11 protein-coding genes are annotated in these 12,174 nt (G+C 65.1%); 6 read left to right on the top strand and 5 right to left on the bottom strand.

The window, feature by feature from the left end:
- The first annotated feature begins 27 nt into the window (after nucleotides 1-27).
- Nucleotides 28-435 carry a MerR family transcriptional regulator gene (locus NA5_RS15480; protein ID WP_062986590.1) on the top strand — a complete coding sequence of 136 codons (408 nt, stop codon included), beginning with the start codon at nucleotides 28-30 and terminating at the stop codon, nucleotides 433-435.
- Nucleotides 436-665: 230 nt separating this feature from the next.
- Here the strand turns inward: NA5_RS15480 and NA5_RS15475 are convergent, their stop codons facing one another.
- Complete coding sequence (locus tag NA5_RS15475; protein WP_062986374.1) at nucleotides 666-998, bottom strand: hypothetical protein; 333 nt, start codon at nucleotides 996-998, stop codon at nucleotides 666-668.
- Nucleotides 999-1,400: 402 nt separating this feature from the next.
- Here NA5_RS15475 and NA5_RS15470 point away from each other — a divergent pair, with 402 nt between their 5' ends.
- The 3 genes from NA5_RS15470 to NA5_RS15460 are packed head-to-tail and all read left to right on the top strand — an operon-like array spanning nucleotide 1,401 to nucleotide 4,827.
- Complete coding sequence (locus tag NA5_RS15470; protein WP_062986373.1) at nucleotides 1,401-2,450, top strand: helix-turn-helix domain-containing protein; 1,050 nt, start codon at nucleotides 1,401-1,403, stop codon at nucleotides 2,448-2,450.
- A complete protein-coding gene (locus NA5_RS15465; protein WP_062986372.1) occupies nucleotides 2,447-3,895 on the top strand; it encodes a pyridoxal phosphate-dependent aminotransferase in 1,449 nt (482 codons plus the stop codon). Before NA5_RS15470 ends, NA5_RS15465 begins: the two co-directional genes overlap by 4 nt.
- A gap of 8 nt (nucleotides 3,896-3,903) precedes the next feature.
- Entirely contained in the window at nucleotides 3,904-4,827 is a 924-nt protein-coding gene (locus NA5_RS15460) for a Rossmann-fold NAD(P)-binding domain-containing protein (RefSeq protein WP_169811309.1), read from the top strand.
- Between the two features lie 27 nt (nucleotides 4,828-4,854).
- Here the strand turns inward: NA5_RS15460 and NA5_RS15455 are convergent, their stop codons facing one another.
- The 3 genes from NA5_RS15455 to NA5_RS15445 all read right to left on the bottom strand — a co-directional run bounded on the left by NA5_RS15455 (nucleotide 4,855) and on the right by NA5_RS15445 (nucleotide 8,187).
- Nucleotides 4,855-6,009 carry a permease gene (locus tag NA5_RS15455; protein ID WP_062986368.1) on the bottom strand — a complete coding sequence of 385 codons (1,155 nt, stop codon included), beginning with the start codon at nucleotides 6,007-6,009 and terminating at the stop codon, nucleotides 4,855-4,857.
- A 24-nt stretch (nucleotides 6,010-6,033) separates the two neighbouring features.
- On the bottom strand, nucleotides 6,034-7,158 hold the full coding sequence (locus NA5_RS15450; RefSeq protein WP_062986366.1) for a metallophosphoesterase: 1,125 nt from the start codon (nucleotides 7,156-7,158) through the stop codon (nucleotides 6,034-6,036).
- A 108-nt stretch (nucleotides 7,159-7,266) separates the two neighbouring features.
- Nucleotides 7,267-8,187, bottom strand: a complete 921-nt coding sequence (locus tag NA5_RS15445) for an esterase/lipase family protein (RefSeq protein WP_169811308.1) — start codon at nucleotides 8,185-8,187, stop codon at nucleotides 7,267-7,269.
- 198 nt (nucleotides 8,188-8,385) lie between these two features.
- Here NA5_RS15445 and NA5_RS15440 point away from each other — a divergent pair, with 198 nt between their 5' ends.
- Together NA5_RS15440 and NA5_RS15435 are read left to right on the top strand one after the other, a co-directional pair.
- Nucleotides 8,386-9,582: a lipase family protein gene (locus tag NA5_RS15440; protein WP_062986364.1), complete on the top strand. Its 1,197-nt coding sequence runs from the start codon at nucleotides 8,386-8,388 to the stop codon at nucleotides 9,580-9,582.
- 105 nt (nucleotides 9,583-9,687) lie between these two features.
- Entirely contained in the window at nucleotides 9,688-11,709 is a 2,022-nt protein-coding gene (locus tag NA5_RS15435; RefSeq protein ID WP_062986362.1) for a glycosyltransferase family 39 protein, read from the top strand.
- A gap of 19 nt (nucleotides 11,710-11,728) precedes the next feature.
- Here the strand turns inward: NA5_RS15435 and NA5_RS15430 are convergent, their stop codons facing one another.
- A complete protein-coding gene (locus NA5_RS15430; RefSeq protein WP_062986360.1) occupies nucleotides 11,729-12,172 on the bottom strand; it encodes a hypothetical protein in 444 nt (147 codons plus the stop codon).
- Nucleotides 12,173-12,174 lie beyond the last annotated feature (2 nt).

Genomic DNA, 12,174 nt, shown 5'->3' with positions numbered 1-12,174 from the left:
AAGCAAGCTTCAAGTCAAGGAGTGATGATGCTCGATATCGCGGAGGTGGCCGCGCGGTCCGGATTGGCGCCATCGGCGCTGCGGTACTACGAGAAGCGCGGTCTCATCGAATCCGACGGTCGCAACGGTCTGCGGCGCACCTATCGGCCCGATGTGCTCGACCGCCTGGCGCTCGTGTCCTGTGCTCGCGCAGCCGGTTTCACACTCGCGCAGATCGCGCGATTCCTGGTGGCCACGCCAGCGGATACCGAACTTCGTCGTCATATGGCGGAGAAGGCGCGGCAGTTGGACGAGGACATCGCCCGACTCACCCGCATGCGCGACAGCCTCCGCCATGCCACCACCTGCACTCACCGACCGCTGGTCGAGTGCCCCGACTTCAAGCAGACATTCGGTTCGGCGCCGGAGCGCGCCGGGCTTCGCAGCGGTTCCTGACCCCGAATTCGCTGCGCTGCTTACCATTCCGGCGACCGCCACCGTATAGGCGCTTCTGGGACTGCATGTAGCCGAGGATCCTCGAATCGGGCGTACTGCGCGAAAGTTGTGCTCCGCCAGGCGTCTTCGACGCTATGACGAGCAAAACAGGGCCCGGCGAACGGTGCTCGCCGGACCCTGTCTCGGCGCGACGTCAGGTGGCGCCGACCCCTCCGCGGCGCCAACTGCCGTTACGCGGCCGGTGTGGTCGGTACCGCGATGCGGCAGTTGGCGTCGGTCCGGCGTCGGTCTCGTTCGACGATGCGGGCGTGCAGCAGTACGACCGCCGTGGCCAATTCGAGACCGAGGTCGGCCGCCCGGATGGCGGCGATTTCCATGGCGAGCAGGTAATCTTCGGGATCCGGATCGCTCAGTGTCTCGTCGAGCACCATGCCGGTCTCGGCCTGCTCCCGTGTCAGCAGTCGGCCGGGCAGCCAGCTGAGGACCCAGCCGCTGCCGGTGTAGCGGGCGGTTTCGGGGGTGATGTCGCTGGTGATCAACCAGTCGGTCAGCCTCAGTGTCATGACCCCTCCCTTGGTCGGTCGAAACCATCTGTGCCGGAAAGCGATCGCCGGATCAGATGTGACGCTGACAACAATGCTATGGATCGCCACTTCTGGATGTCAACTAAGCATAGAAGCTATCTGATGATATTTCTAAATCAATATTGCTTATATTCAGGCAAGTTCAGCCGCATATATCTGGAATCTGTTCCATAAGGGCAGCTTTGAGTGGAACGGCGCGCAATCGACGTCGTGGATATTGGTGCCGCTTCGCGCAATATCCGCCCACCGGTGTGGATTCCAGCGATCGGCCAGAAAACTTCCAACATTGCTATCGCCGATTTGCGACGTAACGTGGCTATGATGTCGTCGGATGACACATCGTGAGCATTCGAATCCGAGCGCAGGGATGGAGGGCGCGGAATGGCTGGCTCAGGACCGGACGGTGAGCAGGTCGGGGATCTGGTCCGTCGGCTCCGCACCGAACGCGGGTTCACCCAGGCCGCCCTCGCGGCCAAGACGGGTTGTTCGCGCAGCCTGATCCAGCAGATCGAGAACGGAACTCGGGTGCCACCGCTACCGCTGCGCGAACGGCTCAGCTTGGCGCTCGGCCAGGAATTGCCCAGGACCGACGGTATCGCAGACGATCTGACGAGCGGCGCGTATCACGATCTGCGCATGCGCTTCAACGTGCTGCTCGGCAAGGACCCTGAACTCGTCGAGCGGGCGCTCGGCATCGCGGGCAGCCTGATCGATGCGACCTCCGCGCGGGAGGAGATCGAACCGCTACGCATGATCGCGGATCGACAGCTGGATCGTGCCGAGGAAATCCTGGCCCAGATCCCCTCGTGCAGCGCGACCGTCTGGGAATGGAATACCGTCAGCGACTGGTTGATCATCCTCGAGCAAGCCAAGGCGTCCGTCCGCGCGATCCACACCGCCGATCTGGGCACCATCGGCGGCGATGTCGGCGACGACTATCACGCCGCGATCCTGCGCCTGGCCGATACCACCCATCCGCCCCGAATCGATGTGAGACGAATGTATGTCCTCGACACCATCGAGGATGTGTGGCCCTATGACGACAAACTGTGGAAACAGGCGCGTTCCGGCGTGGAGAGCGTGCTGGTCAAGCGCGAGCACGCGCGCAATGCGCAGAGCATGCTCATCGTGGACGAAAAGTATGTCGCCGTTGGGGAATACGACTATTCACGGCAGGCGCGCGTGGCGACCCGGTTCTCGGCCTTGAAGCACGATGTCGCATTCGCCGTGCGGCGATTCGAGCGCCTGTATGAGCTCAAGGTCGCCGGTTCCGGCATTGTCGTGAACGATATTGTCGCGTCACCGGCGCTGGCCGGTTACGAACGTCTCACCGAGGGCGATTGTCGCGATCTGTTCCGTGCGGCGCTGGAACGGAGTTGGCGCGAGATAACCGCGCCGGGAGAGCCGTCCTTCGAAGGTGAGGTGTCGTGACTCGGCAGGCTGATATCGATCGGCTGCCTTGGCGGACACCGGCACCCAGCCTGGCCGCCCGCACCAATCGCTCCGAGGAGCGCAAGCGGGACTTGCGGCGACATCTGGGTGCGCGGCCGCAGTTCGCGGGGACAGGCGACCGGACGTATTCGGATGTACTGGACGCATACCACGGCGAGACCGGGCTGCCGCTGGCCGAAAATGCGGTAGCCGCACTGGACCTGGCATGGCACGAACTGATGCACACCCAACCACCTGACGAATATGGTGACGGCACGCTGTATCACAAGCGGCAGCCGCTGGTATTGCGAGAGTTGGCAGCGCACAAGCTGTTCGGGCGATTGGCGGTGCCGGTCGACAGTCTGCCGGGAGTTCGGGTATCACCCGAGGAGGTCATCGTCTGCCCGTATTCGAGCACCATGCTGCTCGAGGAAGCGGTCGCGACGCTCGCCCGCCCCGGTGGTGTGATCGTGTATCCCGAAGGCCTGTACAAGAGTTCGGGCATTCACGTGGAGAAGTACGGTCTGCGGATGCAGGCGTGCCCGGTCGCACCGGACGATTCCTTCAAGATCGACCCGGTCCTGCTGGCATCCTGCCTGGACTACTTCGCCGAACGTGATGAACTGTGCGGGGTGCTGCTCACCCTGCCCGGCAATCCGGTATTCACCGACTATTCGGCCGAGGAGTTGCTGGCAATCGGCCGGGTGCTGGTTGCCAGTGGGGTGCCGGTCATCTGCGATATGGCCTTCGATTGCATGGTGGAACAGCACATTCCGATCGCCGCAGTGCAGATCGCGACCGACGACGGCGTGCGTCGGCTGTACGACCAGGTGCTCACCATTACCGGAAACTCCAAGGGCTACAACGCCTTCGGACCCTGCAAACTGGGCGCCGCCTGCTCGGGCGACACCGAATGGCTGGCCAGGATTCGCGAGCGGCTCACCATCTCGTTCCAGCGTGAGTCGACACATCTGGCGCGGGCGATTGTCGAGCACACGCCCGAGAGCTACTTCGCGCAGAATCGGGTACGGATGCTCGACCAGCTGGATCGCGCGCACGGCCACATCGATGCGATCAATGCTCGGTTCGGTGCGAAAGTCATTCGGCCGCTGGGCAGTCGGCAGGGTATGTTCCTCACTGTGGTTTTCGACGATGCGGTCCTCGACCGGGCTGGCGTCGAAACCAGCGCGGAGATAGCGGATCTGCTGCTCGCCGGTGCCGGGATCGATACTGTCGCGTTGGATCGGACCGGATCCGAGCGACTCGGTGTCCGATTCAATGTGCTCGCGCCGCGCAAGGCGCCGGGGCAGGAGTCGGCGGATCTGGTGGACGAATTGTTCGACCGGCTCGAACAGCTTCTGCATGCGATCCGGAATGGGCTGACCTATCCCAAGGTGCTGGCCGAGCGCGGTCTGCCCGTCATCGAACCTGCTGCGGCACAATGATTATCGGCGTGCTGAAGGAGACCGCTGCTGAAGAGCGGCGGGTCGCGTTGATACCGGAGGATGTGCGCGGGCTCGCGGACGTGCGGGTCGTCGTGGAGCACGATGCGGGCCGGTCCATCGGGTTCGATGATGCGGACTATGTAGCGGCCGGGGCGCAGCTGGGCGAGCGCGCGGAGATCTTCGCGCGCTCCGATGTGGTGGTGTGGGTGAAACCGCCTGCGTACCAATTGGATTCGGTACGCCCAGGTACGACTCTGATCGGATTCCAGGACCCGCTGCACCGCCACGACGTGATTGCGGCACTGCGGGAACGTGGCATCGAATCAGTCGGTTACGAAACCGTTCCGCACTCCCGCCCCGATATCGATGCGCTCTCCGCGATGAGCCGGATAGCGGGCGAGGTCGCCTACGGGCAAGCGCGACAACTCCTGTCGACCGAGGGGCCGGTGCCCGCCTTGATCCTCGGCTGCGGACAGGCCGGACTCTCCGCGATCGCGGCTGCGGTCGCCAAGGGCGACGAGCCGACCGCGATGGGCAACCGGAGGGAACAAGAATCCGCGGCAATCCGGCACGGTGCCAAGGCATTTCTGCCTCATCCGGATGGACTTCTCGGTCACCTCGCCGCCGATCCGCCCGCCCTCATCGTCTGTGCGGCCGTGCACCGCGGCTCCCACGGCCCACTGCTGCTGGACGCCACGGTGCTCGACACACTCCGCTCCGGGACGGTGATCGTCGATCTCGTCGCCAAATCCGGCGGCAATTGCGTTGCCACCGTCCCGGATCGCACCGTAACCCTCCCGAACGGCGTGATCGTCACCCATCGGTCGAACTACCCGACCCTGCGTCCGGAGGAAGCCAGTCACGCCTACAGTGCGGTTACCGCCGCCCTGCTGAAGAGCCGTTTCCCGACCGCGTTCAGCCCGGAACGGTGACCGGGTCGGTGCAGCTGGCCGGCGGCGCTACGTCATGTGATCGTGCTCGGTGTCCGGAGAGCCGCCCATCATGCGCAGCATCGGGATTCCGCCGGTGCGCATGAAGATGGTGACCAGCACGGCGGCGAGCATGAGGAAGGCGATATTCAGCCAGGTGGTGTAGTTCCAGCGGATGCCTTCCGCCATCACCATGGCATTGCGTTCGGTGGGTATGAGATTGGTTGTGCCGAAGAGTATTTCGACGAGATATCCGGCGCCGACCATGGCGGCGTAGAAGGTGCCGAGCAGGATGAGGGTCGTGCGGGCGCCGTAGTACTTGCGGTAGATATTGAGGATCGGGAGGATCAGCAGGTCGGCGTAGATGAAGGCGATGACGCCGCCGAAGCTGATGCCGCCGTTCCACAGCACCGCGGCCAGCGGCACGTTGCCGATCGAGCAGACGAAGGACAGGATCGCCACCAGCGGGCCGACGATCGGACCCCAAATGGCAGACAGCAGTGGATGATCGGTGAGGAAGAAGTTCTGCCAGAAGGTCTCCGGCACCCACGCGCCGATCGCGCCCGCAATCAGCAGACCGATGACGAGATCACGCAGTATCGCGGCCCATTCCATCACGAACACATGCGAAACCGCGGTAAGCCCAGCCCGCGACAGCAGCCTGCGTGGGAACGAGCCTTCGGCGGCGACTGCCATATCCATGGCGGCATGGCCCTCCATCGATCCGGCGAGTCCGCGGTCGGCTTGGCGACGGGCCCGCTCGACGAGTTCGGCCCGCACGAACAATCGGAAGAGCACCGCGAGCAGCACGATCATGATCGGCCCGCCGACGAATTCGGCCGCGGTGAACTGCCAGCCCATCAGCAGCGCCAGAATGACGCCGAGTTCGATGACGAGATTGGTTGATCCGATTTCGAATGCCATCGCTGCGGTGAAGTTCGCACCCTTGCGGAATAGCGAACGCGCCAGCGCCACGGCCGCATACGAGCACGACGACGAGGCCGCGCCGAGCCCGGCGGCAATGGCGAGGGTGCGTGGCCGATCGTCGCCCATCAGCCGCAGAATGGTCGACTTGCGTACCACCGCTTGCACAATGGCCGACAGGGCGAAGCCGAGAACAAGAGCCCAGAGGATCTCCCAGGTCATCGACCCAGCAAGTGTCAGTGCGTGCCAGATAGCGTTCACAACGCGAAGCTATACCCGTATCGTTCAGGCGCTGCGCAAGACGAGGACCGTAATTTCGCTGGGCGCGAAGACGCGGAATTGCGGGCCCCAGAACCCGGTGCCCCGGCTGGTGTAGAGCTGGGTGTGATCGCCGTGGCGGCTGAGACCGGCGACCACGGGTTGTTCGAGGCGGACCAGATAGTGGAACGGCCAGATCTGGCCGCCGTGCGTGTGGCCCGAGATCTGTAGCGCGACCCCCGCCGCGGCGGCCTCGGTAACTTGCCTGGGTTGGTGGGCCAGCAGGACGACCGGTGCCTCCTGGTCCGCGCCCGCGAGGGCGGCGCGCAGGTCGGGTCCGTGACCTGGCACGCTGACACCGGTGGGGTCGTCGATGCCCGCCAGCACCAGCCGGTCGCCGCCGCGGGTGATGGTCTCGTGTTGGTTGCGCAGCGGCTGCCAGCCGATCGAGGTCATATGCTCGATCCAGCCCGGCGCGTCGCCGAAGTATTCGTGATTGCCGGTGATGTAGAACCGGCCGAGCGGAGCCTCGATCTTGCCGAGCGGATCGACCTGCCGATGCCGCTTCTCGACCGAACCGTCGGCGAGATCGCCCGCGTGGCAAGCGATATCGGGCTGCTCGGCGTTCACCACATCGACAACCTTCTCCGACCAGCGCAACCGGTTCAGCGCGGCGTAATGGGTATCGGTGATGACCACCATGCGCAGTCCGTCCAGTGCGGGTCCGAGTCCGCGGATAGCGACATCGAGGGTGCGCACCCGAGGGACCCGGCGCGCCTCGAGCACGCCCCAGACCGACAGCGCGGCGGCGATCACGAAAACCCCGGCGGCGACGATCCCGGACCGCGCCGGATCGTCCACACCGGCGACGGCCAATCCGAGCCCGACGATATTGCCGATCACCGACCAGCTGAAAACGATCCACATCAGGCCGAGCAATGTGTCGCCGACAATGGACGCGCCGTCATGCTGCCTCGGTCCATGGCCGAGAAACATCGATGCGGGCAGGCATACGAAACCGGCCAGGAAAACCGCCGAGCCGAGCCAGAACAGCGGACCGTCGGTCGTGGCGCCGATCAAGGTCCACCATGGCACCAGGAAAAGCAGGGCGGGAATCGCCAGAAACAGGACGATACGCGGAACGTATTTCACGGATGTTCATTCCTCGCGGGGGGACGCTGCGGCGCACGGTCCCACCACCGGAGCACCATGGGCGCTATCGACGATAACAGCGTTAACCCAACTGCGTCGGTTCGCAGGTCAGCCCTGGCATGGGAGTCCGCGATAGGACGGATCGAGTGCTTTCTGGACGACATAGCCGACGGTCGGGGATTCCGGCAGCGCGCCGTGGTCGAACTCATCGTCCGGGCACAGGTCCTGGACCCAGACATTGTCGACGGTGGCCCCGATTCCGGCGGTGAGAAACGTGGCCTCGGGTGGGGTGACGACCCGATCGACTCGGCTGGCGATAACCGTGTAGTTGATTCCTGGCTCGGTATCGCCCCCGGCATTGAGGCTGCGCAGGAATTCACTATCGATCAGTTGTTGCGACGCGGCTATCCCCAGATACCTCGCGATCAGGCCGAGAATCGGCGCCTGCGCACTTCCGGTCGGCAGCAGATAACCGAGCCCTTCCGCGGTGGTGCCATGATTGGTCGCCGCGATGGTGACCAGATGGTCCACCTTGTTGTCGGCCGGATTCCGCTGATCCGCGCCGCCCTCGAAGCGCATGAACTGCCGCACCAGCGGACCGCCCTGAGAATGCGCGACGATATCCACCTTCGACGCACCGGTGGCCGCGCGCACTTTGTCGACGAATCCCGCGATTTCCCTTGCCGAGTTGCGAATATCCGCGGTGCCGTAGACACCGGGTTGCGCACCTCGCATGCTGTAGATCGCGCGCCCGTAACTGAGCGAAAATACGCAGTAGCCCTGCGCTTTCAGCTGTGGCGCGAGCACATCCCATGAGTTCTGATTCCCCCAGGTGCCGTGCACAAGCACAACGGGTTGTGGATGCTCCGCCGACGGGCGGCAGGTCCAATCATTGGCACCGGCCGGTGGCACGCTCCCGTCCGGATGGGCAAGGTCGGCGTGCGCCGGGGCGCGCACGCCGAAGAGGGTGCCGATGAGTACCGCTGGCACGATAATCGGTAGGAGAAGACGCGAACTTTTCGCAAACACCGCAACGCTCCTTCGCTCACAAATCAGGACCTGCAAACGAACGCACCATCGGCTCGGTGATCTGGGCCGAAACGGCTGATAATCGCCTGGTTAATAACATGGCGGCGAATGGGTAGCAAATATGCTCGGTCGGCTGGCGAGTCGCGGAACCGCCGGTGGCACGATGGTCGGTGTGGTCGCTCGAGAGGAACCGAATCCATGCGCAGCACACCGCATTCGCTGATCGCACTGCTGGCCGCGGCCATCCTGGTGGCCCCGGCTTGCGGATCTCGTAACACACCCGTGGTCGCGCGCGGCGAGGTCGTCAGCACGACCCCGGTCGCACAGCTGTCGGCGGAACAGACCACGACCTATCTGGCCGACGCGAAAATCGGCACTCCCGCACGCAATGGCGTCGATGCCTACCGGGTCGTCTACCGAACGGTCACTCCGGAGGGCGATCCGACAACGGCGAGCGGGCTGGTCGTCCTGCCGCGCACCGATTCTCGACGGCTGCGCGTCGTCACCTATGAGCACGGCACGCTGGTGCTGAAGAGTGACGCGCCCTCGGTGAACGACACACGCCCCGATCGGGCCCGCACCATCATGTTCGCCGCGGCGGGCTACGCGGCCGTCGCGCCGGACTATCTCGGCCTCGGCGAGGGCCCCGGCGCACATCCCTACACCCACGCGCCCTCGGAGGTCAGCGCCTCGGTGGATCTGCTGCGTGCCGCTCGCACCATGGCCGCCGGACAGCAGCACGATCTCGACCCGGATATTCTCGTCACCGGTTTCTCCCAGGGCGGCCAGGCCGCGACGGCGCTGGGCAAGGCGCTACAGGGCGGTGACGCGCCCGGGTTCGGACTTGCCGCGCTGGCACCGATCAGTGGCCCCTACGACGTGCAGCACGTCGAGACGCCCGGCGCGATCGAGGGGCGGGTGCTCCCGGCGGCCGCGGTCTTCTATCTCTCCTACTGGATCACCGCGATGAACCGGATCTACCACCTCTACGATCGGCCCGCCGACGCCTTCCAGGAACCCATCGCCGATCGCATCGAGCGGCTCTTCGACGGACAGCAGAACGAGATCACCATCGGCACCGCGCTACCGGTGCGCCCTGAACTCTTGCTGACGCCGAAATTCCTTGCCCTGGCGCAAGATCCGACCGGAACCGCACGCGAAGCGGTGGCGGCCAGCGACGGCACCTGCGACTGGACCCCGCGCATTCCGGTGCGCCTCTACGCTGCCACCGGCGATCGAAGTGTGCTCTACGCCAATGCCGAACACTGTCGGCAGGCCATGCGCACCGACCGGGCCACCCTCACCGATCTCGGCGATATCGACCACTCCGCCACCGTGCGCGTCGCGCTCCCGCAGATCCTCGACTGGTTCCAACGCGAAATTCCGGCCACCTGACGGCCGAGAGCACAAATCCCATGGTCACAGGGTTAGGTCCAGGCTCACAGCGGACTGACAGGAAACGCAAAGGGGGTCCACCGGGACGGCTGTGATACTCCCCAGGTGACAGTGACCAGTGCCCCGACGTCCCTGCCCGAAACGGCCCCGCCCGATACGACACCACCTGATACGACCGTGCCAGCGCCCGCGACGGAGTTGCCACCGATCCGGCGCTGGGAGCGCCTCGGGTTGGCGGTGCTGCTGATCGGGACGGCGGTGGCCTATCTGTGGAATATCACGGTCAATGCCATGGGCAATGGCTTCTACGCCGCGGCAGCCTGGTCGGGCTCGCGGGACTGGAAGGCGCTGCTGTTCGGCTCGCTGGATCCCGGGAATTTCATCACGGTCGACAAGCCGCCGGTATCGCAGTGGGTGATGGGACTTTCCGGTCAGCTGTTCGGGTTCAGCAGTGCCAGCATGCTGATCCCGCAGGCGCTCATGGCCGTCGCGACGGTCGCGCTGATCTACGGCGCGGTGACCAGGGCGGCGCGCAGCCGCGGTGCCGGACTGCTCGCCGGTGCCGTCTTCGCGGTGACACCGGTGGTCGCGTTGATGTTCCGGTTCAACAATCCCGATGCGGTGATGGTCCTGCTTATGACGGCGGGCGCATACTGCACGATCCGAGCGCTGCGGCAGGCGAGTGTGCGCTGGCTGATGCTGGCCGGTGTGGCGCTCGGCTTCGCATTCCTGGCGAAGATGCTCGAGGGATTGATGGTGCTGCCCGCATTGGGCATCGCTTATCTCATCGTCGCGCCGACCGCACTGCGCACGCGGCTGTGGCATCTGCTGGCGGCGGCGGCCGCGCTGGTCGTCTCGTCCGGCTGGTACGTGCTGCTGACCATACTGTGGCCGGAATCCTCGCGGCCGTACCTGGCTGGATCGACGAATAACACCTTCATGGATCTGGTGCTCGGCTACAACGGCTTCGCTCGCTTCCTCGGCCGTAACCACAAGGGCGGCAACCGCTTCGAACTGCCACCCGGCTACGAAATGCCGCACAATGTCGGCGGCGGACCGGGCTTCGGCGGGTTCGGTTCGGGACCGGACCGGCTGTTCACCGGTGAAATCGCCTATGAGATCTCCTGGTTGCTGCCCGCGGCGATGCTCGCCTTCGTATTGGTGCTGGCATCCCGGTGGCGCGCACCGCGCACCGATCTGGTCCGTGGCGCGGCATTGACCTTCGGCTTGTGGCTGATCATCGACGGCATCGCCTTCTCCACTATGAAGGGCGGCATGCACGCGTACTACACCTTGGCGATCGGGCCAGCGGTGGCCGGAATGTTCGCACTCGGCGTGCACGAAATGTGGCGTCGCCGCGCCGACACATTCGGCCGAATCGGCTCTGCCGCACTCGTTCTCACCGCCGGTGTGTGGGCATTCGTTGTGTTGCAGCGGAATTCGGATTGGCAGCCGTGGCTGCGATGGACGATTATCGTGATATCGGTGCTCGCGGCGGTCGGTCTGCTCGTCACATCGGTTCCGGCCGCCGGGCGGCGGCGCCTGCGGGATCGGGTGACCTCGGTACTGGTGATCGCGGGCGTCATCGCCGGTCTGGGTGGTTCGACGGCGTACGCGGTGGCGACGCTGCCGCAGTCGCATACCGGCGGCGGCCCGACGGTCGGTCCGGCGAAGGCGCGCAAGCGCGATTCCCAGCAGCAATCCGCGGTGGGCCGGATCATGGGCGGCAACGTCGCGGAGCCGCAAGTGGTGCGCATGCTGAGCGACACCACCACCCGCTGGTCGGCGGCCGTCGACCGCTCCTCGACCGCGGCCACCCTCGAATTGGCCAGCCGCACAGCGGTTATCGCGATCGGCGGCTTCACCTCCGAGGATCCGGTGCCCACCCTCGATCAGTTCCAGGAACTGGTCCGCACCCACCAGGTCCGCTATTACCTGGCGCAGGAAGTGCAACTGCCCGATTCCTGGCGGGTGCGCGATCGAGGTGATACCGCGCCACCGGCCCAGGAAGACGAGCCGTGGCGACCCATCGGCCACAAGGACATCTCCGACTGGGTCGCCGCGCACTATCAGCCCGTGCACATCGGCAATGTCGCGGTCTACGACCTGGCGGCGACACCGAACTGAGGAACCGTCGAACTTTGCCTCACGCGCCGGTTGTCGAACCGGGACGGACGATCATCAGGACGGTGACTACTGCCCACAGGAGGTTGAAAATGCCGGTGAGCATGGCCAATTGGGCGGTCGCGGGGATGGTTTGCGGCAGGGCGGCGAGAATACGGGATTGGTCGGGCAGAATCGCCAGCGCGAGGATTCCGGCGGCCACACCGGTCAGCGCGATGGATACGGTGAGCCAGATATCGCTGAGAACACCGAGACTGGCTGCGGTGGCCAGGCCGAAGACCGGGACGGCGAGGCCGATGGTGGCGTAGACGCGACAGATGCGGTGCAGATTGCGTGCGATGGCCAGGCGGTGCGGGTCGGTCTGAACCTGACGGACGGTGGCGGGGAACATGCTGGCCGCCACCGTTACCGGGCCGATGGCGATAATGGCCGCCAGAACATGCAGGGAAAGTAGAAGTTTCGTCACGG

Source organism: Nocardia anaemiae NBRC 100462 (assembly GCF_001612725.1).
GTDB lineage: Bacteria > Actinomycetota > Actinomycetes > Mycobacteriales > Mycobacteriaceae > Nocardia > Nocardia anaemiae.
Note: the sequence above shows the minus strand (reverse complement) of the source record. Positions and strands in the feature narration are given on the sequence as shown.